The following is a 20,787-nucleotide window of genomic DNA, read 5'->3' as shown; positions in this document are numbered from 1 at the left end:
TCTGAAAGTGACTGGATTTGTGAATTGAAGTTGAATGCCAGATGAATTAATGGAGTGTGACTGCTCCAAACGGGCTGTCCGTGCATCGTTGAGGCCGCAGTGGGTGGGCCTCTTACAATTGGAGTAATGGGATTTTCATTTGAGGTGGATCGGACTGCAGAGGGTGGCGGGCGGAGGGGACGGCTGAGGCTGCCGCATGGGGTGGTGGAGACTCCGGTGTTTATGCCGGTGGGGACGGCGGCGAGTGTGAAGGCGGTGCCGCAGAGTCTGTTGGAGGAGGTGGGCGCTGGTGGGAAGGGGCGCAGATCATCCTGGCGAATACGTACCATCTGTATCTGCGGCCGGGGCATGAACTGGTGCGGCGGATGGGCGGGGTGCATCGGTTTATGAGCTGGGAGCGGCCGATGTTGACGGACTCGGGCGGGTTCCAGGTGTTTAGCCTGAGTAAGTTGCGGAGGATTTCGCCGGAGGGGTGGAGTTTCGGTCGCACCTGGATGGGAGCAAGCATTTTTCTCTCCGGAGCACTCGATGGATGTGCAGATTGCGCTGGGGGCGGATATTGCGATGGTCTTCGACGAGTGCGTGGAGACGCCGGCGACGTGGGAGAGGACGCGGGAGTCGATGGGGCTGACTCATGCGTGGGCGCAGCGGTCGAAGGATCACTTTGAGTTACATAAGGATCGGGTGCCTTGGTTTTCTGAAAGACAAGGCAAGACGCAGAGTCTGTTCGGGATTGTGCAGGGTGGGATGTACGCGGATTTGAGGGAGGAGAGTGCGAAGCGGCTGGTGGAGATGGATCTGCCGGGGTATGCGATTGGGGGGCTGGCAGTGGGGGAGCCGAGGGAGGTGACGCGGGAGATGATCGCTCGGACGCTTGAGCATCTGCCGAAGGACAAGCCGCGGTATGTGATGGGGTTGGGTATCCGGATGAGATTGAAGAGTATGCGCGGATGGGCGTGGACATGATGGACTGCGTGCTGCCTACGCGGGCGGGGCGGCATGGGCTACTGTTTACGTCGGAGGGCAGGCTGAATATTAAGAAGAAGGAGTACGCGGAGAATCAGGGGCCGATCGATGCTGCGTGCGGGTGCATGGTGTGCCGGCGGTATACGCGGGCTTATCTGCGGCATCTGTTTGCTTCGGGCGAGCCGTTGAGTGCGGTGCTGAACAGTTTGCACAATATCGCGTTTTATCTGGATACGATGGAGCGGGTGCGTGGGGATCTGGCTGGGGCTAGTTGAGGTTGTTTTGGACGTAGATTCGGTAGCCCAGGGGCTTCGAGGGACTGCTGCCTGCGTTGACCATGTGTGGGGGAATTCGTTCTGCGTCGAGGTGGTAGTTGGCTTTTAGGTAGTCGTTGAACTGGGGCCAGCGGCTCATCTTTTGATAGGCGTAGCCGGGGCGCTGGGTGGCTGGGTCGCAGTCGTTGCTGGAGATGACGAAGACGGTGGGGGGATTTTTCATGATTGCCTGCCAGAAGGCTTCGCGGGATCGATCTCGTTCGGCGCCGGGTTGGTTGGAGAGCATGTAGCAGTCGTAGAGGAAGCCCGTGGCCTGGACGAGCCGCATGTTGTAGAGGGTGGGGATGCAGCCGTCGGCCATGTCGAGGCACTGGACGCGGGTGTCTAGTTTTTCGCCTCCGAGGCGGTTGAGGTCTGCGCGGAGCATGGTGTCGGACTCCTGATTGCGCCAGTCCTGCCAGAGTGCGTGCGCGGTGGAACCACCTGCGACGAAGACTACGCCGACTACGATTCCCGCTATGGAAAGGCCAGGTAGGAGCTTGTTGTTTGTGATGAAACGGAGTCGCCAGTGGGCTGCGTTCGTTTCGAGGGTCGTGGTGAAGTCGATGCCAATGAGGAGGAGGAGAAAGGCTTCGGAGGGGTAGCGATGATAGGGGAAGCCCTTTCTTTGGAGATAGAACGAGGCTAGTCCAAAGAGAACGGCGACGAGAAGGGCGGCGCGCTCCCAGGTGATCCAGTCTTTTTTGAGGATGACGATGGGAAGCCACAGCAGCACGACGGGGAGCATGACGGAGGAGATGCTGTGGAGGATGAGATGAGGGTAAGAACGGGGGCCCAGCAGGAGGAAGTAGGGGAGGAGTTGGGTGAGGGTTCTGAGGAAGTCGGCGGTGATGTGCTGGTGTTGGAGCCAAGCGAAGATCAGCAGGATGGGCGTCAGCATTCCGAGAAGCCCGGCGATGAGGTGCGAGGCGAAGGGTTGTTGTCTGCGTCGCAGGGTGATAGCTGCCAGAATCAGAACAGCTGGGGCGAGGAAGAGGACCGAGGGTTTAATTGTGGCCGCGACGCCGCAGAAGAATCCGAAGAGGGCGGTCATCGAGGGTATGGTGTTTCGGGGTGGGTCGGTTGCGGGATGCGTTCTGAGTCCGGTGAAGAGGAAGGCGTAACCGATGAGCAGGCAGACGGTCATGGTCAGGTCGCGCTGACCTAGTTCGACGAGGCCGTCGCGGCCGTGGATGAGGGCGAAGAGGGATGCTGCGAAGAGTGCGGCGAAACGGCTGTAGGGTTTGCAGATGACGAACATGGCGATTCCAGAGACGACCAGGAGTGTGAGGTCGAAGAGTCGCCAGGTGAGCGAGTTGACGCCGAAGAGGTGCATGACGGCGCCTTCGATCAGGAGCGTCGTCGGCATATTGGGATCGACGATGTCGCGATAGGGAGCCATGCCGCGATCCATGAGGAAGACGACGTAATGCATGAGGGCGGCGTCGCCCATGAGAGGCCAGTGCCAGGTGCGGAGGACGAAGAGAAGGAGGCATGCCACGAGGAACACGGAGGAGAGTGTCCGGGTGATGGCGTAAGACCTATCCGACATGTCTTCTGTGCTCCCGTTTCTTTCCGTGACTTTATTAGATCATTGCGCCCTGCGCGGGCGGCGGTCACTTCGTGACTTGTATACCGGCTTCGCCTTGAGCCTCCCGTTGGTCGGCGCAAAGATCTTTGCTCGCGGCCAAAGGCCACATCTCCCTTTATCGGAATCAGGCGAGGCGCAGGGAGTCGTGGTTTTGCTTGAGCTCGAGGCAGAGTGCCTCGACGACGAGATTGTGGTCTTCGCGTTGCGGCAGGCCGGAGACGGTGACACAGCCGATGATGCCTGCGCCGGTGACGTGGAGGGGAAGCTGCCTCCGTGGGCGGCGTAGTCGGCGTCGGGGAGACTGTAGCGCTCGCTGAAGGTGCGGTTGCTCTGCTCGAGTGCGAGGCCGATGGCGTAGGAACTGCGATGGAAGCGGGCCACTACGTTCGATTTGCGCTCTACCCAGCGGGGGTTGTCCGGAGTGGTGCCGGCGAGGGCGGTGTAGAAGAGCGGCTGATGAGGCTGGCCGAAGCGACGGATGTCGATGACGAGGGATTGGTTGCGGGAGACGGCCAGTTGACGCAGGCTCTGGCCGAGGCGCCAGGCGGTGTCGTAGTCGAAGGCGGAGAAGCGGAGTTCGGCCTCCTGGCGAGCGATGGCGGCGAGGTCTTCAGGGATGGGCATGAGCGGTGCTTCCTTCCTGCGTGCATACGGTTGCGGATCGATTAGTCCAAACGACACGTTGCAGACAGTTTATGAGATAGGCGGTCAGCACTCGACTGGCGGCGAAGGTTTACGCTGGGTTTGCGGCGATGGGCGTAGAGTGTTGAGAGCTTTTTGCGAGGAGATCGCGGATGACGGGACAGGATTATCGTCGGATCGCGTTGAGTTTGCCGGGAGCTTCGGAGGGGTCCCACCAAGGGCATCCTGACTTCCGGGTGGGAGGGAAGATCTTTTGTACTCTTGCGTTTGAGAAGGAGGGCTATGGCGTCTTGAAGCTGAGCCTGGAGGAGCAGGCTGGCCTGGTAGGGGATGCCCCGGAGGTGTTTTCTGCTGTCCCAGGAGGATGGGGCCGCATGGGAATGACCCGGGTACGACTGGACGCGGTGAGCGCGGATGTGCTTGAAGGGGCTGTGAAGATGGCCTGGAAGCGACGTTTGGCGAAGTGAGAGCCGAGGCGCTCGCCTTGACAGTGAGGGGCGGTTACGCGATGCTTAGGGGCTAGGCACACTTTTTGCACAATGAGCGAAGTTGCGTGCAGTTGGGCGCGCTTGCGTGTGTTTTCGGTTTTGGTTGCCGCTAAGAATAATTGCGTGGTTGAACGGAGTTTTGATTGATGTTTGCGATGTGGTTGCAGAGTGCGATGGGCGGACTGGGCAATCTTGGCAGTCTTGCACTGCCGATCCTGTTCTTTGTGGTGCTTTACTTTTTGATGATCGCGCCGAACCAGAGGAAGCAGAAAAAGTGGCAGGAGATGCTGGGACAGTTGAAGACCGGCGATAGAGTCACTACCAATGGCGGTATTCGCGGGACGGTTCTTACCGTGAAGGACGATCTTGTTGTCCTGCGGGTTCAGCCGGACGGCGTGAAGCTTGAGTTCGTCAAGAGCGCGATTGCCGCGGTGACGACGGACGAACAGGCAGCCTGAACGAACACTTCAAAATAAGCTGTAGCAGATATTAGATGTAGGCACGTTGAGATTGAACCGTTAACAACGGACGAGGAAGAAACAAGGATAGCGGCGGCGGGACCGAAGCAGGGCACTGCGGCTGCACCCTTCAATAAAGATCATGGGCAAGAATCTGGCCGGGAAATCGGCATTCATCGTTGCGGTACTGGTGATCTTCTGCTTCGGCATCGTGGGCATTCCACATGGCGGGCTCACGCAGTCGATCAAAGATCGTATCCACCTGGGGCTCGACCTCAAGGGTGGGACCCACCTTGTGCTCGAAGTGCATGTTGCTGAGGCGATCGCTTCGGCTACGGACCGCGATGTCGCGCGGCTTGAGGGCGATCTGCAGAAGGCTGGAGTTGTGGGCGCGACTGTAGGCAAGACGGATCCGTCGCGGCCGCACACGATTATTGTGTCGGGTATTCCGGCGGCGAAGGTGAGCGATGCTCGCTCGGTGCTGCAGGGGAACGACTATTCGACCTATGACGTCATCACGACAGCCGATGGCAACTCCGCACTGACGATGAAGGTCGGCGCGGTGCGTGATCTGGAGACGAGGACGCTCGATACCTCGATTGAGACGATCCGGGAGCGCATCGACAAGCTGGGTGTGAGCGAGCCGGTGATTCAGAAGTACGGGCTGGGGGAGAACCAGATCCTGGTGGAGCTGCCGGGCGTCGATGATCCGGCGCGAGTCGAGGAGATTATTCAGTCGACCGCCAAGCTCTCGATTCATGCTGTGACGGGCGGTCCTTACGAGTCGGATCAGACAGCGCTGCAGGCGAACGGCGGGGTGATTCCTCCCGACTCGATGCTGGTGCACGGCACCGGTTCTGCCGGAGCGCCGGATCAGATCTGGCTGCTGAAGCGGGTGAGCGAGGTGGAAGGTACGGACTTCCGCGATGCACAGCCGGGGCAGGACCAGAACGGCCGGCCAAACATCCGCTTCAACCTGACGACTGAGGCCGGGGATCGCTTCTATAAGTACACCGAGGCGCATACGGCTTCGAGCGCCACGCCGGGGTCGATGGCGATTGTGCTGGACAACAAGGTGCGTGAGGTCGCGGGGATTCAGTCGGCGATTCGCGATAGCGGCGAGATCACCGGTGCGTTTACGCAGCAGCAGGCGAACGATCTGTCGCTGATGTTGCGCACAGGCGCGCTGCCGGCTTCGATCTCTTACCTTGAGACGCGGACGGTTGGGCCGAGCCTTGGCGCTGCTTCGATTCATCAGGGCGTGGTTGCGGCGATTGCCGGCATGCTGGCGGTCATGATCTTCATGCTGATCTACTACCGCGGCGCGGGGATCAATGCTGACCTGGCGTTGATGCTGAATCTGATTATTTTGCTCGGGTTCATGGGGTTCACCGGCTCGACGTTGACGCTGCCGGGAATTGCCGGTGTAATTCTGACGATTGGTATGGGCGTGGACTCGAATGTGCTGATCTTTGAGCGCATCCGCGAGGAGTTGAGGGCTGGAAAAACGGCCTCGGCGGCGGTTGAGCAAGGGTTTAAGCATGCATTGGTGACGATCATCGATACTCACGTGACGACCATCGTCTCGGCGATGATCCTGTTCCTCTTTGGTTCGGGTCCGGTGCGCGGGTTTGCGGTGACGCTGGCGTTCGGTCTGTTCGCCAACCTGTTTACCGCGGTGCTGGTGTCGCGCGTGATCTTTGACGCGATTCTGCAGAAGAAGGAACGCGGCGCGGCGCTGTCTATTTAGATTTCGAGAGATTGCGGGGCCATTGGCTGCCGCTGAGGGTTTGAGCTTGGAACTGTTTCGTACAACGAATATCGATTGGCTCGGGAAGAAGTGGTACTTCCTTGGGTTTTCCCTGATTTTTTCTGTCCTCGGTGTGCTGAGCATGCTGTTCTGGCATCACATTCCGCTTGGGGTTGATTTCAAGGGAGGCACCCAGGTTCGCGTGGCCTTTGACCAGACTCCGAATGAGGATCACATTCGGCAGGCGATGGATCGGGCTGGCGTGCACGATGCCCGGATTCAGCGCGTCAGCGATCCCAGCGGCCATGCGGCCAATAAGGTGATCATTGCACTGCCGGAGTCGACGGCGACCGACCAGTCGCATGATGCCGGGCGGCAGAGCGTGGAGAGCGCCCTGAGCGCCAACTACCACGACTCCCCGTTTACTGTGGAGCAGGTTGAGATTGTTGGGCCTACGGCTGGAAAACAGCTGCAGAAGCAGGCGTGGCTGGCAACGCTGTACTCGCTGATCGGGATGCTCGTCTACCTCTGGTTCCGGTTTGAGTTGATCTACGGCGTGGCGGCCGTGGTGGCGGTGTTCCACGACACACTTATTACGGTGGGCGCGTTCAGTTTGACGAATCAGGAGATAACCCTTACCGTTATCGCTGCAATCCTAACGTTGATTGGTTATTCGATGAACGACACCATCGTCGTCTTCGACCGCATTCGCGAGAATCTGGCGCTTTCGCGAAGGGAGTCGCTGCATGATGTCGTCAATCGGAGCATTAATCAGACGCTGAGCAGAACGGTTATCTCTTCAGGTCTGACCTTCCTGACGGTGCTTTCGCTGTATCTGTTTGGCGGCGAGGTGTTGCATGGGTTTTCCTTTGCACTTGTTGTCGGCATCCTAATTGGCACCTATTCGTCGATCGCGGTGGCGGCACCGATGCTGGTGGCGTACCAGGACTGGCGGGTAAGCAGAGGCAAGTCGGTGACGTTACCTGCGGGCAAGCGCGCGAAGGTGTAGGGATCGGCTCTTCTGCCGATGTATAGCTGGGAACAAAAAGTAGCGGCTGGGAACAAAAAGTAACAACGCGGTGTCTAAAGAAAAATAGCTCTTCTTCACAGTAAAGAGGCTGCATATGTTCGAATCCTCGTTGATGGAATCCGGCGGCCAGATCAAGACCAAGTCCAAGTACTGGATGATTGGGACCTTTATCTTCAATGGCGCGATCCTGGCAACCATGATCCTTATTCCGCTGCTGTATCCGGAGGCTTTGCCGAAGACGGCAATGACCGCGATGCTGACAGCGCCGCCTCCACCCCTCCGCCTCCACCCCTCCGCCGCCGCAACAGATCGTCAAGCCGATCAAGATGGTGTCAGAGATCGACGCAGGCCTTCACGCTCCTACGAAAATTCCAAAAGATATCAAGATGCTGAAGGAAGATGCTGCGCCTCCTCCGCAAGTCGCCGGTGTTGCCGGCATGGCGGGTATGGGTAGCGGCAACGGCGTCCCCGGTGGCGTGATGGGCGGAATCGGCACTGCGCCGACTCCGGTTGTCAAAGTTGCTCCGCCGAAAGGTCCTCAGCGCGTATCGAGCGGCGTTGTGGCTGGTAACAAGCTCTCGGGGTCGAATCCGGTCTATCCACCGATCGCAAGGGCGGCTCACGTCTCGGGTGCTGTTGTTCTGCACGCCGTGATCTCGAAGAGCGGTACGATCGAAAAGCTCGAGGTAGTCAGCGGTCCTGAGATGCTTCGGTCCGCGGCTGTGTCGGCCGTCCAAGGGTGGCGCTACAAGCCGTACTTTCTGAACGGCGAGCCGACCGAGGTGGACACACAGATCACCGTCAACTTCAACTTCGGCGGCGGCTAACCCAAGGCTGGTCACGCAACAACGTCTCTCGCGGGTCTCCCAGGGGTTGTCGAACTTTTGGGGGATTCCCGGGTCAAGTTTTTGAAAGTTAGAGTTCTACCCAGGAGGAAATATTCCAGTGATTCTCGCTCATCTAGCAACAACCTTCGCTCACATTCCCGCTTCCCTCGCCTTGTACTTTGAAGAGGCGCAGGTCAGCTTCAGCGTTATGGGTCTCTGGTCCAATATGGGCTGGCTGGCTCGTTGCGTTGTCATCTTCCTTTTCATCATGTCCATCTGGTCGCTCGCTGTGATCATCGATCGTGCACTGTACTTCTCTGCAGCCCGCAAGCAGTCGCGTGAGTTTGCCCCTAAGGTTGCGGGCGCGTTGAAGGACGGACGTCTGGACGAGGCGATCAAGGTTGCCGACCGTTCCAAGAAGTCGCACCTCGCTGAGGTTGTTACGGCTGGTCTGCAGGAGTTCCGCAGCTTTGGTTCGGGCGGCACGATCACTGAGGAGCAGATCGAGAGCTCCAAGCGCGCACTCGAGCGCTCTGAGGCCATCGTTCATGCCAAGCTGAAGCGCGGTCTGGGCGGTCTGGCCACGATTGGTTCCACTGCACCGTTTATCGGTCTGTTCGGTACCGTCGTCGGTATTTTGAACGCCTTCCAACAGATTGCAACTCAGAAGACCTCTGGTATCGGTGCAGTCGCCGGCGGTATCTCGGAGGCTCTCGTGACCACCGCCTTCGGTCTACTTGTCGCCATTCCGGCCGTTATGACGTTCAACTACTTTACGGGTAAGGTCGAAGCATTCGACGTCGAGATGGACAACAGCTCGAGCGAACTGGTCGACTACTTCATCAAGCAGAGCCATCGGTCGTAAGCGTAGGTAAGCAGCAGTACTGCGGGAATCACAGCTCTGATCAGGTCCTCCGGACGTCGCAAGCGAACGACGTCCGGAGGCCGAACAGGATCGCAGGAAAGCAAATAGAGTAAATCGGACGGAGCATACGTTATGGGTATCAATAAGCGGGAGGAAGGCAAGAAGGTCAACTCCAACATCAACGTGACGCCGATGGTGGACGTGATGCTGGTGCTGTTGATCATCTTCATGGTCATCACCCCCATGCTGAACAACAAGGTCAACGTCGATCTGCCGAAGGCTGATGCCGCGGTGGTAATGGAAGATGCCAACAAGGAAGACGCGGTTGTCGTCGCTGTTACGCGCGACGGCAGGACGTTTCTTGGCGGCGATCAGGTAACGCTCGATGATCTTGGACCTAAGATCTCGGCGAAGCTGGAGAACAAGACCAGCAAAGAAGTCTTTATGCGCGCGGATATACGTGCCAATTACGGCAAAGTGATGGATGCGGTTGATGGAATCCGGTCCGCCGGTGTGAGCCAGCTTGGTCTTTTGACCGAAAGAACGGACGACAGCGGAACGGCGACAACCAAGAAGTAGACATGCAGGGTGTCGGACTCGCATTTACTGGAGCCGCAAGAGTATCTGAGGAGATTGCTATGGGAATGGGTGGTGGAAATACCGGCGGAGCGATGTCGGACATGAATGTAACGCCGCTTATCGACGTTCTTCTGGTGCTGTTGATCATCTTCATGGTCATCGTGCCAGTGACGCCCCGAGGGCTGGAGACGCTGGTTCCTCAGCCGCCCAAGGAGCATCAACCGGACAATCCGAATGATCGTACGATCGTGGTGCAGGTGCTCTCTAACGGAGCAGCAGCCCCGGCCTATAAGATCAACGACACGTCGTTCAACAAGACGGACCTGGAGCCCAAGCTAGTGGAGATCTTTGCGACTCGGCAGGAGAAGGTCATGTTCGTCAAAGGCGACAAGGATCTCGACTTCAGCAAAGTTGCTGAGGTTATCGACTTCGGTCATCAAGCCGGCGTCGATAATATTGGTCTCATTACACCTCGAGTGGAAGCGGGACAATAGATTCAGAAACGAAACTCTTGCGCAGGCGACTGGGTAACCAGTCGTCTGAAGCTTTTTGTAAGGACTGGAAGGTGCGTTGATCGAGCGCTCGCTGCCCAATACTCATTGGGGGGCAAGTCATGGCATTCTCAACGACTGGAAGCTCCGAAATAGTAGTAGTTTCGTCTCATATCAACGTAAACCCACTTATCAATGTCTTGCTGGTGATGCTCATCATCTCGTGGTGATCGTACCCGTAATACCGCGGCGACGGGTGAAATGTCGCTCAGTAAACTCCTTCGGCCTTTATTTTGCGCGCCCAGAATTTCGATTAGAATCTGATCTTGCTCAATAAGCTGATATTCGCGAATCTTGGCCACCGACCGGTCCGCACGTTGCTGAGCGTCCTTGCAATTGCCGTTGAGGTGACGATGATCCTGACGTTGGTTGGGGTCAGCCACGGGACGTTGGATCAATCCGCGCAGAGGGCCCGCGGGGTGGGCGCTGACATATGGTTTCGGCCGCCGGGATCTTCAGCGATCGGGCTGAGCTCGGCTCCGATGAGCGATAAGATTCCTGCTCTGCTGATGAAGGAGCCGCACGTCACGTTTGCGATGGGGACCATGGTCCAACCCCTCTCCGGGTTCGACGCGATGACTGGACTCGACCTTGAGGATTTTCAGAGACTGAACGGGGGTTTCGTTATTTGAAAGGCGGCCCGCTGGTCGACGATAACGACGTGATCGTGGACGAGTACTACGCCCAACAAAAAAATCTTCACCTGGGCGATACCCTTAATCTGGTCAATCATGATTGGAAACTGGTGGGAATCTTCGAATCGGGTAAGCTCTCTCGCATCTGCGTGAAGTTGCGGATCCTCCAGGGGCTGACTGGAAATCAAGGCCGTCTCAGCCAGATCTTCCTTAGGGTGGATAACCCAAACAACGCGCAAGCGGCGGTGGACGCTTTGCGAGTGAAGTATCACGGGTACCAGATTTACACGATGGAAGAGTTCACCTCGATGCTTTCTATCAGCAACGTTGGAATGCTGAAAAGCTTTATCGGCGTGGTGATTGGGGTTGCGGTGATCGTGGGCTTCATCGTGGTGTTTATGGCGATGTATACGGCGGTCTTGGAGCGAACGAGGGAGATCGGGATCTTGAAGGCAGTGGGCGGGTCTTCGGGATTGATTTTGAACATCCTGTTTCGCGAAACGTTGTTGCTGGCGCTCCTGGGTTCGGCGGTCGGCATTCTGCTGACCTATGGGACGCAGTGGTTGATGAAACATGCCGTGCCGGCAAGCCTGGTGCAGGAGACGGTCTACGGGTGGTGGCCGATAGCAACCGGCATTGCGGTCGTAGGAGCGCTTCTGGGTGCGATCGTCCCCGGAGTCAAAGCCGTGAAGCAGGATGTTACGGAGGCTCTGTCGTATGAGTGAGTCTTCGATCATCGAAGTGCGCGGTCTGGCGAAGACTTATCAAGTGGGAGAGGTCGCGGTGCATGCGCTACGCGGCGTCGATCTGGAGGTCGGAAAGGGAGAATTTGTAGCCATTATTGGCGCCTCCGGTTCGGGAAAGTCGACCCTCTTTCACATTCTTGGTGGGCTGACGCCGATGACCTCCGGTATGGTGCGAATCAAGGGGCGTGATCTGGCCGGCATGACGAACGCCGAGCGGACGGAGCTTCGCAAGACGACCGTGGGATTTGTGTTTCAGAAGTACAACCTGCTGCCGACCTTGTCTGCGGAGGATAATATCCGGATTGTGCAATATATTGGCGGGCGGAATATGGTATTCGACCCGGGATTTCTAGAGATCTTGAGTCTGCTCGGGATCACCGACAGGTTAAAGCACAAGCCCCGAGCACTGTCTGGTGGCCAACAACAGAGGGTGGCAATTGCTCGGGGGCTCGTGAATTCACCGGCGATTTTGCTGGCCGACGAGCCTACAGGCAATCTGGACAGTGAAAATTCGGCTGCTGTATTGAAGTTAGTAAAGGATCTAAACCGCCGTCTAGGGCAGACGATTCTGATGATCACTCATGACGCTGACGCTGCCTCGTATGCGGATAGGATCGTCAAAATGAAGGATGGGCGTATAGTTTAGCCACTTTTGTTTATGTTTCGGCTGGCCGCTCCTCAGCCAGAATGCATCGTATCTCGAAAGAGGCAGTTCGAACTATGCAGAAGCTCCATAGTTGTAGTACAAAAGACCGACGTTATTCCCTTCCAGAGGGAAAGAAAGCTGCTCTAGTCACGTTAGGACATATACCATTACAATCAAGCGAACACCGAAACATTGGTTAGATGGTTTTCCCCGGTCACTGCAACAGAAACTCGCGCCCTTTTTGAAGGAGATGATTCGCCCAATGAAATTCACCGCACGGATTCCGGTTACGGCCGCTCTGCTGGCGCTGCTCACTGCAACTGGCTGCAACGTTCTCAAGTCGCGGGACCAGTTGACCAAGGGCGTGCAGGCATTTAAGAACGCACGATACGAAGAGGCGACGAACCACTTCCAAAATGCGATTGCCCTGGACCCTAAATCCGAGGTGGCCAAGCTTTATTTAGCAACGGCTTACTCCTATCAAGTTGTTCCGAATCTGGATACGCCGGAGAATCTGGCGATTGCACAGAAGGCGTTGGACGGCTTCAACGCGGTTCTGGAAAAGAACCCAAACGACCTGACGGCGCTGAAGCAAATTGCCTCGATCAACCGTAATATCAAGAAATTCGATTCGGCAAAAGAATATGAGAAAAAGTTATCGCGATTTCTCCGAATGATCCCGAGGCTTACTACACTGTGGGTTTCGTGGATTGGACGCTGGCTTATAAGAACGCGATCACGATTCTTGCGGCAGACGGGCTGACCGATCAGGGCGATGGTAATCCCAAAAAGAGCAAGGGTGCGTGCCAGAAGCTGCAGGCCGCTAACACCGATCTTGTGAACGAAGGACTTCAGTATCTGAACAAAGCTGTCGAGCTGAACCCGACCTATGATGACGCCATGCAGTATCTGCAGCTGACCTATCGTCGCAAGGCGGATCTCGAGTGCGGCGATGAAACGGCTCGCAAGGCTGATATGGCTCAGGTCGATTCGTGGATCCAGAAGGCAATGGGCGCCCGGAAGGAAAATGAACTGAAGAAGGAAAAGGCAACGCAGGGCGGCGTTTCGATGCAGTAGCCGTTGTTCGTTGTCGCAACCTCTGAGGCCTCCTGGAATGGGAGGCCTCTTTGCTTGTAGGTCTGTCTTTCGGACTCATGAACTTGATGGTTGCTTACGGTAGAATGGCCCCTTGCGACGGTCGATAAAAAAAGTGTTGATTGCGAACCGCGGAGAGATTGCGCTGCGGGTGATTCGTGCGTGCCGTGAGATGGGGGTGGCCACGGTGGCGGTTTACTCGGATGCCGACCGGGGGGCTCTGCATGTGCTGCATGCGGATGAGGCCTACCGTCTGGGGCCGGCGCCGGCGGCCGAAAGCTATCTGCGGGGGATCTGATCCTGCAGGTGGCGAAGCGGACGGGGGCGGATGCTGTGCATCCTGGATACGGATTCCTGTCGGAGAATGCGGAGTTCGCGGAGGCTTGTGCTGTTGCGGGAGTGACGTTTATCGGGCCGCCTGCTGGCGCGATGCGGGTGCTGGGGTCTAAGACCAGGGCGCGGCAGGCGGCGGATGCGGCGGGGATGCCTCGGGTTCCGGGAAGTGTGACGGGGCTGGCGGATGTGGCGGAGGCGGTGAGCGTGGCCGCCGGGATTGGCTATCCGGTGATGCTGAAGGCTGCGGCTGGAGGCGGTGGGAAGGGCATGCGGGCGGTGACGCGGGCGGAGGATCTGGCGGCCGCGTTTACGGCGGCGAGCAGTGAGGCGGAGAGGAGCTTTGGGTCGGGCGAGGTGTATCTGGAGAAGCTGATCGAGCGGCCTCGGCATATCGAGATCCAGTTGATGGCTGATGGGCATGGAAGCTGCGTGTATCTGGGCGAGCGCGAGTGCTCGGTGCAGCGACGGCATCAGAAGGTGATCGAAGAGGCTCCTTCGGCCGTGGTGAGCGAGGGCCTAAGGCGGAGGATGGGCGAGGCTGCGGTCCGGCTGGCGCTTTCTGCCGGGTATGTGAACGCGGGGACGGTCGAGTTCCTGGTGGATGACGCGGAGAACTTCTACTTCCTTGAGATGAACACGCGGCTGCAGGTTGAGCATCCTGTGACCGAGATGGTGACTGGATTGGATCTGGTGCATCTGCAGCTTCGCGTGGCGATGGGCGAGCCTTTGCCGTTGACGCAGGAGGATGTTCGGCTGCGCGGGCATGCGATTGAGTGCAGGATCTATGCGGAAGATCCGGAGAATCATTTTTTCCGTCGCCGGGGTTGATTACGCGGCTGATTCAGCCTAGCGGGCCGGGGATCCGGGAGGACTGCGCGGTGTATGAGGGGTGGAATGTACCGCTCGACTACGATCCGATGTTGTCGAAGCTGGTGGCGTTCGCGCCGACGCGGGAGCAGGCCATCGACCGGATGCTGAGGGCGCTTGAGGAATATGTGATTGGCGGGATCAAGACCAATATCGGGCTGTTTCGGCGGATTCTGATGGATGAAGATTTTCGCGCGGCCCGGATCGATACGGGATATCTGGAGCTGTTGCTGGCTGAGCCGCCCGCCCCGGTGCGGGAGGACGTTCCTGAGGACGTTGTGGCACTGGCGGCAGCGCTGTTTGCGGCGTCTGTGCGGCGGGAGACATTGGCTGCACCGGTTGTCTCTGAGGAGAGCCGGTGGGCGGCGGCAGGGCGGCGGGAGGGGTTACGTCTGTGACGGTCTGGCTTGAGGTCGAGGGAGATAAGCGGCGGGTTGAGCTTCCGGAGGAGATCGGTGCAGGGTCCGGAGCCGTGGAGTGTCTGGTCGATGGGCGGTCGATCATGGCGGATGTCAGGTTTCTGCAGGCTGGTGTGCTGTCTCTGCTGATTGACGGGCGGCAGTACCGGTGTGTTCTGGATGGCGACGGGGTGGTGATCGGCGGGCGGCGATTTGAGTTTGAGGTTGCGGATCCGCGTTCGCTGCAGGGGAGGCGGGGGCCGGGGCCGGGACGGATGGGCCTCGGCCGGTGAAGGCTCCTATGCCGGGGCGGATGGTGCGGGTCCTGGTTGAGGTGGGCGATGAGGTGGAAGAGGGCCAGGCGGTTGTCGTGATCGAGGCGATGAAGATGCAGAATGAGTTGAAGTCGCCCAAGGCTGGACGGGTGGCGAGGATTGCTGTTGCGGTGGGTGATGCGGTCGGGTCCGGGGATGTGCTGGTGGTGGTGGAGTAGCGAGGTTCCGCGTCTCGTGATTTGCTGCAGGGATCGGCATTTCCTTCACTCCTTTGGTGAGGGTACCCCCTCCACCCTGGGGGTATTCTGGGAGTAAGTGTTTTTGAATCATTGGTTTATAGGTGGGTAGTGTCTGTAAAATATTGATTCCATGTCGGTTACCTGCAAAATATTACAAAAAAATGAGTTAGGGCCAATGCAAAGAGGCCCCCTGTTTGCGCGGGGGCCTCTTTCTTTCTCTGCTTCCAGTATAGCGGTTGGAGCGTAACTGATACGCCACGGGAATGTGCTGGATTGGCGCGGGGATTTGCGGTTTTGGGGCTTGACAGGATTTGCGGATGTTTGGGGGGGTGGCTATCCGGCCGAGGGGTGGGAGGAGTTGAGCCGGGTGGGTTCCGGCTTCGCCCCAATGCCCATTCATGCGGTGGGATTGTGGAGCGGGCTGCGCGAGGGTGTTGTCTTTCGTGGAGTGGGACAGCTGGTATGAAAGAAGGCAATTCAGTCGTTGCGGCTTCGCCTTCACTCCAGCCTTCGGCAGAGTTGAACCCACTCATCGCAAGTGCACGATGAATGGGGCACCCAATATGAGTCGATTTTCATGCATGGGCCACCCGCCAGATATAAGTTAGGATTACTCCACTCCAAGATTCATCTTGTTCCATAGTTAGAACCATAATCTCATTTAATTCAATGGGTTAGGGTTATGATTTCGCATGGCTTATCCCGAAGAGATTCAATGGAAGCTGTACCGAGCGAAGCAGCATTTCGACGAACTTAACGGCGAGATGCTGAAATGGTGGAATGGCGAACCCGGACATTTGGTTCCCTCTCCGGAGAGTACGCCAGAAAATCCTATCTACACGTTTGATCTAAAGGAGCCAGTCCCTGCTAGGTTCGGGCTTATCGCTGGCGACTGCCTCCAAAACCTGCGATCCGTACTTGACTACCTTGTATGGCAACTAGTCATTGCGAATAACAAAAAGCCGGGTCGTTGGAATGCATTTCCGATTTGTCAGACGCCCGAGAGCTATAAACAGGCACTAAAGAACAGCAGGCTAAAAGGTGTAACTGCGGAGGCGAGGGAGATCATCAAAAAGCTACAGCCAGCATTTTTGCCGAAAGGACCGAACCCTAAGGCGATCTACGTTCTAGATGAACTCACCAACGAGAACAAGCACCGTACACCCCTAATTACAAGCGTCGTCAGTACCTTCAAGCCAGATGAGCCATTGCCCTTCAGGCACGTCGAGCTTGAGATAACCAGAACGCGGAATGGACAATTGATACCTGGCGAGAGGATCGTCGCGTTTGTCGCGTATAAGCACCCGCTCGTAGAGCGTCTGGAAGTCATGGCCATTCTCGACGCCCTTTTTCTCGATGTTGCGGAGGACACCCTTCCACTCTTTGAGAGATTTTTTTGAACGCACGCCAACCTTTCCGCCGCGTGATATCAAACGGCTAGATGAAGGCTGAACCTAAAGCGCGTCGCTCAAACGCTCCCGGGAAGGATGTACCGAGTGACTTCGCACAATTCACAAATTTTTATGAGGCGGCTTGTAGCTGTACCGCACTCGAAGATCAAAGCAGAACTTGATGCAGAGAAGAAAGCGAAGCGATATAAGACCGCTTCCCCTCCCCTGCCTCTTCCTAGAAGGCTTCCGCCCCTCCCACCTCGCCAGTGACCTCAGCATAGGTCAGCCGCTATTCCGCGACCTGCGAAAAGAGTTTAGTGACCCACTGTGCGTCTGTCTTGCCCTTGCGGTTGTTATAGCGGAATACCTGTTCGTCAACGTGTGAATCCACGTGGAACGGCTCTACGGCAACGTAGGTGCCATTCAGACCGCGTTTGAGCAAGCTCCAGAAGTTCTCGATACCCTGAGTGTGGACGCGGCCATATGCAACGCGAATGTGCTGGATTGGCGCGGTGATTTGCGGTTTCGTGGCTTGGCAGTTTTTGTATATTTCGGAAAATGAAGGCGGCTAGAGCGGTTTTGCTGTTGGTGTGGAGGAAGGCAACCGCAGATTCCCTTCGGGAATGACAAACAAAAGGGAATTAGGCCTGTAATTCCCCAAACAAAAGGACACGGCAGACTCTACGCCAACTGGTAGTTTGCTCTAAAGACGATCTCAAGGGGTGCCGTGGGTCGAGCGAGAGCGGTTCGTGGATTGCGCGAATGCCTGCATCTGAGCTTGAGATATGGGGCGAATGACGGGATATGGGGCGGACGGCGATCAGGGGAGGTCGACCAGGATGTGGGCGCCGGAGGTGAAGACGATGTAGCTGCCGGAGACGGCTGAGGCGCCGTTGTAGGGTACGGTCGTGGTTCCCGGATGCGGGAGGGTTTCGGTCCAGATTGCGGCGCCGGTGGTGAGGGAGTAGATGGTGTAGGTGTACGGGGAGTAGATGGAGTTGGAGTCGACGGGGAAGAAGGCGGTGGTGGATAAGGGCAGGCTCTGGCCCGCGGGTGGGAGCTGCGGGAGTGCGGTGAGGGTGGTGAGCTGGGTGCCGGTGGCGTCGTAGATGACGGCTCCCAGATAGGGCGGGTAGACGTTGGTCCCGAGCGGGCCGAAGGTGTTGACCAGGACACGATTGTTGTCGATCCAGCCGACGGCGAAGCCATTGACCGTGGCGGCGAGGACACCGTTTTTGTAGATGCTGGTGGTGGAAGTGGAGGAGTAGTCGCCGGTGGAGACGGCGATGAGGGTTCCATCGGGGGAGAGCAGGATGGGGGTGGTGCCGTCGTAGACGCCGGAGGGTGGGTTATCGGACCAGAGGATGGGGGAGCCGGAGAGGGGTGTGACCTGGCGGGTGTAGTCGAAGTAGAGGCCGTTGTAGGTCGCCAGATACTGGCCGAGTGCGGTGCCTGAGCTGGCGAGTGAGTAGTCGAAGAGGAAGGGTGTTGCGGGGGACTGGTCGTTAAGTTGATAAGGGAAGGTGCTGGTGACGGTGCCGGCGGGGAGTGCGTAGATGTTGAGGGTTCTGTCTGGCTCGTATTGCGAGTCGATGTCGCTGGCTTTGGCGGCGAGGATGGTTCCGTCGGTGGAGAGGGCGAGCTTGGAGCTGGTGAAATTGATGGTGCTGAGTACGGTTTGGGAGGCGGGATCGTAGTCGAGAACTTTGCCGATGGCGGTGGCGATGGCTACGTGGCCGGGTGCTCCGGCGATGCTGAAGGCGTTGCCGTATCCGAAGAAGCGCGGTGTGGTGGCAGCGCTGGGGCCGTCGAGGACGACGCCGTGCTGATTGCCGACGGCCCACTGCGAGGGGGAGAGTGCGGCGAAGGCGGACTCGTAGGCGACGGGTAGGGTGACGGCGGTGCTGAGGGTTGGAGTTGAGCCGGAGAGGTCGATGGTGGACGCGGCTGCGGTTCCGTAGGGAAGCACGCCGAGGGTGGAACCAGAGGGAATGACGGCGGTGTCGGCGCTGAGGGTATAGGTGGCGGTGGGAGTGGTGGCGCCGATGGGGTAGAAGCTGAGGACGTTGACAGGGTAGGTCCAGAACCAGTTGGCGTAGCCGGTGAAGTTCAGGTAGCCGAGGGAGAGCATGCCTTGTTGAACTGTGGCCGCTGAGTAGGTGTAGACGTCGTAGACCGGGGGGTGAGAGGCGGGCTGAGGTTGGGGGTGTTGGTGAAAAAGTGGCTGCCGTCGGTGAACCATGAGTTGAAGTTGGCGGTGAAGGCAGGACCGATGGAGGAGGTTCCGGAGGGGACGGAGTCGATTTCGATGACGTTGGCGCCGGCGGGGCCGAGGGCGATTTGAATCTGTCCGGGTGCGGCGAAGGCTCTTGCTCTGGAGTAGTCGCCGGCGCGGGAGAAGAGGAGATGTCCGTCGGTGGTGCTCCAAACGGAGAGACCGGAGGCATAGCCGGACGCGATGTAGGTGCCGTCGGTGGAGAGCATCCACCAGGCGGCTGCGGCGGGGACGGGGTCGAGGCCGGGCGAGGTGAGAGTTGTGATGAGGCTTCCGTCGGTGGTGGAGCGGATTTCGACTGCGTTTGCGGTGCCGATGGCGAGGACGGAGCCTGCCATGTCGGCTGGATAGGGGTAGAGGAGGCCAAGGGTGGCGGGGTCGCCGCTGGCGAGCTCCGTTGTGGCGGTGTAGTCCCAGAGCGCCCAGTGACCGCTGGTGTCCTGAGTGAAGAGGCGGGTGGGCTGAAGACGCATGACGGCGAGCGAATTGGCGTGGCCGAGATCGAGCAGAGTGAAGACGCTGAAGCTGGCGACCGTGATCGCGAGGTTTGCGGTCGCAGAGCCTGCGGAGTTTGTCGCGGTGACGGTGTAGGTAGCTTGTGATGTGACGGTGGTGGGCGTGCCGGAGATTGCTCCGGTCGATGCGTTGAGGCTGAGGCCAGCGGGAAGTGCGGGGCTAACCGTGTAGCTGGTGACAGTGCCGGTGACGGTGGGTGTATCCGTGGTGATGGTTCGGGTGATGGTGGCAGCTATGGTGGCCGGGGAATAGACAAGGTTTGTCGGCGGGGCAAGATTCACGGCGATCTGTACGGTCGCGGTGGTCGAGCCTGCGGAGTTTGCTGCGGTGATGGTGTAGGTCGCCTGTGGGGTGACGGTTGTTGGGGTGCCGGAGATTGCGCCGGTCGACGCGTTGAGGCCGAGGCCTGCAGGGAGTGCGGGACTGACGATGTAGCTGGTGACGGTTCCGGTGACGGTTGGAGTATCGGTGGTAATGGCCTGGCCGGTGATCGCAGTGATGGTTGGCTGAGGATAGACCAGGTTGGTTGGCGGGGCGGGGTTCACGGCGATCTGTACGGTCGCGGTCGTCGAGCCTGCGGCGTTTGCTGCGGTGATGGTGTAGGTCGCCTGTGGGGTGACGGTCGTGGGGGTGCCGGAGATTGCGCCGGTCGACGCGTTGAGGCTGAGGCCTGCAGGGAGTGCGGGACTGACGGTGTAGCTGGTGACGGCTCCGGTGACGGTGGGAGTATCCGTGGTGATGGCGTGGCCGGCAGTCGCAGCGATGGTGGGCTGTGGGTAGACCAGGTTGGATGGCGGAGGAGGATTGACGGCGATCTGTATGGTCGCGGTGGTCGAGCCTGCGGAGTTGGCTGCGGTGATGGTGTAGGCGGTCAGTACAGTGGCTGATGTTGCGGTGCCGGAGATTGTGCCGGTCGTAGAGTTGAGGCTGAGGCCCGCAGGAAGGGCTGGGCTGACGGAGTAGGAGGTTACTGTGCCCGTGACGGTGGGAGTGTTGCTGGCAATAGGCTGGCCGATGGTAGCGGCGATGGTGGTTTGTGGATAGACCAGATTGGTTGGAGGGGTTTCGGTTCCAGGCGATTTTCCGCCGGAGGAGTTCCCTCCGCAGCCTGCAATCGCGCCGAAGAGAGACGTCAAGGCAAGGAGGAATATCGTGCAAGAGATAGGTCGAGGGTGCGGCCGTCTAGAGAGGAGGAACACAGCCTTACACTTCATAGCGTGCACCAGTCCAAAGTACAGCGGAACTGTATCACCCTCTGGGTAACAAATGTCTACCTATAAAGTGTCATTCACCCTGAAGTGCGTTGT

The 20,787-nt window shown here is 58.4% G+C and carries 24 protein-coding genes and 3 pseudogenes; 22 read left to right on the top strand and 5 right to left on the bottom strand.

Features of this window, described 5'->3' with window-relative positions; genetic code table 11:
• The first annotated feature begins 126 nt into the window (after window positions 1–126).
• Both RBB80_RS04960 and tgt read left to right on the top strand, forming a co-directional pair.
• Entirely contained in the window at window positions 127–390 is a 264-nt protein-coding gene (locus RBB80_RS04960) for a hypothetical protein (RefSeq protein WP_433967167.1), read from the top strand.
• Window positions 357–1,241: pseudogene (gene tgt / locus RBB80_RS04955) on the top strand (tRNA guanosine(34) transglycosylase Tgt). Before RBB80_RS04960 ends, tgt begins: the two are co-directional and overlap by 34 nt.
• On the opposite strand, the gene RBB80_RS04950 reads toward tgt, so the two are convergent.
• Window positions 1,234–2,832 (bottom strand): hypothetical protein, encoded by a 1,599-nt coding sequence (locus tag RBB80_RS04950; protein WP_433967166.1) that lies wholly within the window; start codon window positions 2,830–2,832, stop codon window positions 1,234–1,236. The pseudogene tgt and the gene RBB80_RS04950 sit on opposite strands and share 8 nt — an antisense overlap.
• Window positions 2,833–2,995: 163 nt before the next feature.
• A pseudogene (locus tag RBB80_RS04945) lies at window positions 2,996–3,495 on the bottom strand (heme-degrading domain-containing protein).
• Between the two features lie 170 nt (window positions 3,496–3,665).
• Between RBB80_RS04945 and RBB80_RS04940 the strand changes: the two are divergent.
• The 20 genes and pseudogenes from RBB80_RS04940 (at window position 3,666) to RBB80_RS04845 (ending at window position 16,698) form a co-directional block, all read left to right on the top strand.
• Window positions 3,666–3,980, top strand: coding sequence for an MmcQ/YjbR family DNA-binding protein (locus tag RBB80_RS04940; RefSeq protein WP_433967165.1), 315 nt, complete (start codon window positions 3,666–3,668; stop codon window positions 3,978–3,980).
• 167 nt (window positions 3,981–4,147) lie between these two features.
• On the top strand, window positions 4,148–4,459 hold the full coding sequence (gene yajC / locus RBB80_RS04935; protein ID WP_433969504.1) for a preprotein translocase subunit YajC: 312 nt from the start codon (window positions 4,148–4,150) through the stop codon (window positions 4,457–4,459).
• Window positions 4,460–4,601: 142 nt separating this feature from the next.
• A complete protein-coding gene (secD, locus tag RBB80_RS04930) occupies window positions 4,602–6,209 on the top strand; it encodes a protein translocase subunit SecD (protein ID WP_433967164.1) in 1,608 nt (535 codons plus the stop codon).
• A gap of 46 nt (window positions 6,210–6,255) precedes the next feature.
• Window positions 6,256–7,218: a protein translocase subunit SecF gene (gene secF / locus RBB80_RS04925; RefSeq protein ID WP_433967163.1), complete on the top strand. Its 963-nt coding sequence runs from the start codon at window positions 6,256–6,258 to the stop codon at window positions 7,216–7,218.
• A 115-nt stretch (window positions 7,219–7,333) separates the two neighbouring features.
• The gene (locus RBB80_RS04920) at window positions 7,334–7,693 is read left to right on the top strand and encodes a hypothetical protein (RefSeq protein WP_433967162.1); all 360 of its coding nucleotides are present in this window, start codon (window positions 7,334–7,336) and stop codon (window positions 7,691–7,693) included.
• The gene (locus tag RBB80_RS04915; RefSeq protein WP_433967161.1) at window positions 7,626–8,066 is read left to right on the top strand and encodes an energy transducer TonB; all 441 of its coding nucleotides are present in this window, start codon (window positions 7,626–7,628) and stop codon (window positions 8,064–8,066) included. The genes RBB80_RS04920 and RBB80_RS04915 overlap by 68 nt, the downstream gene beginning before the upstream one ends.
• Before the next feature lie 118 nt (window positions 8,067–8,184).
• Complete coding sequence (locus tag RBB80_RS04910; protein ID WP_433967160.1) at window positions 8,185–8,931, top strand: MotA/TolQ/ExbB proton channel family protein; 747 nt, start codon at window positions 8,185–8,187, stop codon at window positions 8,929–8,931.
• A gap of 132 nt (window positions 8,932–9,063) precedes the next feature.
• The gene (locus RBB80_RS04905; protein WP_433967159.1) at window positions 9,064–9,510 is read left to right on the top strand and encodes an ExbD/TolR family protein; all 447 of its coding nucleotides are present in this window, start codon (window positions 9,064–9,066) and stop codon (window positions 9,508–9,510) included.
• Window positions 9,511–9,569: 59 nt separating this feature from the next.
• The gene (locus tag RBB80_RS04900) at window positions 9,570–10,004 is read left to right on the top strand and encodes an ExbD/TolR family protein (protein WP_433969502.1); all 435 of its coding nucleotides are present in this window, start codon (window positions 9,570–9,572) and stop codon (window positions 10,002–10,004) included.
• Between the two features lie 323 nt (window positions 10,005–10,327).
• A complete protein-coding gene (locus tag RBB80_RS04895) occupies window positions 10,328–10,693 on the top strand; it encodes a hypothetical protein (protein WP_433967158.1) in 366 nt (121 codons plus the stop codon).
• Window positions 10,690–11,421, top strand: coding sequence for an ABC transporter permease (locus RBB80_RS04890; protein WP_433967157.1), 732 nt, complete (start codon window positions 10,690–10,692; stop codon window positions 11,419–11,421). The genes RBB80_RS04895 and RBB80_RS04890 overlap by 4 nt, the downstream gene beginning before the upstream one ends.
• Window positions 11,414–12,088, top strand: coding sequence for an ABC transporter ATP-binding protein (locus RBB80_RS04885; protein WP_433967156.1), 675 nt, complete (start codon window positions 11,414–11,416; stop codon window positions 12,086–12,088). The genes RBB80_RS04890 and RBB80_RS04885 overlap by 8 nt, the downstream gene beginning before the upstream one ends.
• A gap of 241 nt (window positions 12,089–12,329) precedes the next feature.
• Entirely contained in the window at window positions 12,330–12,851 is a 522-nt protein-coding gene (locus RBB80_RS04880) for a tetratricopeptide repeat protein (RefSeq protein ID WP_433967155.1), read from the top strand.
• On the top strand, window positions 12,785–13,165 hold the full coding sequence (locus RBB80_RS04875; protein ID WP_433967154.1) for a hypothetical protein: 381 nt from the start codon (window positions 12,785–12,787) through the stop codon (window positions 13,163–13,165). The genes RBB80_RS04880 and RBB80_RS04875 overlap by 67 nt, the downstream gene beginning before the upstream one ends.
• A gap of 133 nt (window positions 13,166–13,298) precedes the next feature.
• Window positions 13,299–13,555 (top strand): annotated as a pseudogene (locus tag RBB80_RS04870) (biotin carboxylase N-terminal domain-containing protein); the annotation flags it as partial.
• 57 nt (window positions 13,556–13,612) lie between these two features.
• The gene (locus RBB80_RS04865) at window positions 13,613–14,347 is read left to right on the top strand and encodes a hypothetical protein (RefSeq protein ID WP_433969501.1); all 735 of its coding nucleotides are present in this window, start codon (window positions 13,613–13,615) and stop codon (window positions 14,345–14,347) included.
• Window positions 14,293–14,784, top strand: coding sequence for a hypothetical protein (locus RBB80_RS04860; RefSeq protein ID WP_433967153.1), 492 nt, complete (start codon window positions 14,293–14,295; stop codon window positions 14,782–14,784). Before RBB80_RS04865 ends, RBB80_RS04860 begins: the two co-directional genes overlap by 55 nt.
• On the top strand, window positions 14,745–15,077 hold the full coding sequence (locus RBB80_RS04855) for a hypothetical protein (protein ID WP_433967152.1): 333 nt from the start codon (window positions 14,745–14,747) through the stop codon (window positions 15,075–15,077). The genes RBB80_RS04860 and RBB80_RS04855 overlap by 40 nt, the downstream gene beginning before the upstream one ends.
• The gene (locus tag RBB80_RS04850) at window positions 15,074–15,277 is read left to right on the top strand and encodes a biotin/lipoyl-containing protein (RefSeq protein WP_433967151.1); all 204 of its coding nucleotides are present in this window, start codon (window positions 15,074–15,076) and stop codon (window positions 15,275–15,277) included. Before RBB80_RS04855 ends, RBB80_RS04850 begins: the two co-directional genes overlap by 4 nt.
• A gap of 713 nt (window positions 15,278–15,990) precedes the next feature.
• A complete protein-coding gene (locus tag RBB80_RS04845; protein ID WP_433967150.1) occupies window positions 15,991–16,698 on the top strand; it encodes a hypothetical protein in 708 nt (235 codons plus the stop codon).
• A gap of 280 nt (window positions 16,699–16,978) precedes the next feature.
• On the opposite strand, the gene RBB80_RS04840 is transcribed toward RBB80_RS04845, so the two are convergent.
• From RBB80_RS04840 to RBB80_RS04830, 3 genes are all read right to left on the bottom strand, one after another.
• Window positions 16,979–17,185, bottom strand: a complete 207-nt coding sequence (locus tag RBB80_RS04840; protein WP_433969500.1) for a transposase — start codon at window positions 17,183–17,185, stop codon at window positions 16,979–16,981.
• 324 nt (window positions 17,186–17,509) lie between these two features.
• The gene (locus RBB80_RS04835; protein ID WP_433967149.1) at window positions 17,510–18,820 is read right to left on the bottom strand and encodes a hypothetical protein; all 1,311 of its coding nucleotides are present in this window, start codon (window positions 18,818–18,820) and stop codon (window positions 17,510–17,512) included.
• Window positions 18,799–20,616, bottom strand: a complete 1,818-nt coding sequence (locus RBB80_RS04830) for a putative Ig domain-containing protein (RefSeq protein ID WP_433967148.1) — start codon at window positions 20,614–20,616, stop codon at window positions 18,799–18,801. Before RBB80_RS04830 ends, RBB80_RS04835 begins: the two co-directional genes overlap by 22 nt.
• Window positions 20,617–20,787: the final 171 nt, after the last annotated feature.

The sequence above is a fragment of the Tunturiibacter gelidiferens genome, from assembly GCF_051013345.1.
Classification (GTDB): Bacteria; Acidobacteriota; Terriglobia; order Terriglobales; family Acidobacteriaceae; genus Edaphobacter; species Edaphobacter gelidiferens_A.
This window is presented reverse-complemented; position numbering and strand designations above follow the sequence as displayed.

Bases quoted from the DNA above. Each gene is read 5' to 3' on its own strand.
- RBB80_RS04960 (WP_433967167.1), top strand. From the start codon at position 127: ATGGGATTTTCATTTGAGGTGGATCGGACTGCAGAGGGTGGCGGGCGG.
- RBB80_RS04950 (WP_433967166.1), bottom strand. From the start codon at position 2,832: ATGTCGGATAGGTCTTACGCCATCACCCGGACACTCTCCTCCGTGTTC.
- RBB80_RS04940 (WP_433967165.1), top strand. From the start codon at position 3,666: ATGACGGGACAGGATTATCGTCGGATCGCGTTGAGTTTGCCGGGAGCT.
- yajC (WP_433969504.1), top strand. From the start codon at position 4,148: ATGTTTGCGATGTGGTTGCAGAGTGCGATGGGCGGACTGGGCAATCTT.
- secD (WP_433967164.1), top strand. From the start codon at position 4,602: ATGGGCAAGAATCTGGCCGGGAAATCGGCATTCATCGTTGCGGTACTG.
- RBB80_RS04920 (WP_433967162.1), top strand. From the start codon at position 7,334: ATGTTCGAATCCTCGTTGATGGAATCCGGCGGCCAGATCAAGACCAAG.
- RBB80_RS04915 (WP_433967161.1), top strand. From the start codon at position 7,626: ATGCTGAAGGAAGATGCTGCGCCTCCTCCGCAAGTCGCCGGTGTTGCC.
- RBB80_RS04905 (WP_433967159.1), top strand. From the start codon at position 9,064: ATGGGTATCAATAAGCGGGAGGAAGGCAAGAAGGTCAACTCCAACATC.
- RBB80_RS04900 (WP_433969502.1), top strand. From the start codon at position 9,570: ATGGGAATGGGTGGTGGAAATACCGGCGGAGCGATGTCGGACATGAAT.
- RBB80_RS04885 (WP_433967156.1), top strand. From the start codon at position 11,414: ATGAGTGAGTCTTCGATCATCGAAGTGCGCGGTCTGGCGAAGACTTAT.
- RBB80_RS04865 (WP_433969501.1), top strand. From the start codon at position 13,613: ATGCGGGTGCTGGGGTCTAAGACCAGGGCGCGGCAGGCGGCGGATGCG.
- RBB80_RS04845 (WP_433967150.1), top strand. From the start codon at position 15,991: ATGGCTTATCCCGAAGAGATTCAATGGAAGCTGTACCGAGCGAAGCAG.
- RBB80_RS04835 (WP_433967149.1), bottom strand. From the start codon at position 18,820: ATGCTCTCCCTCGGCTACCTGAACTTCACCGGCTACGCCAACTGGTTC.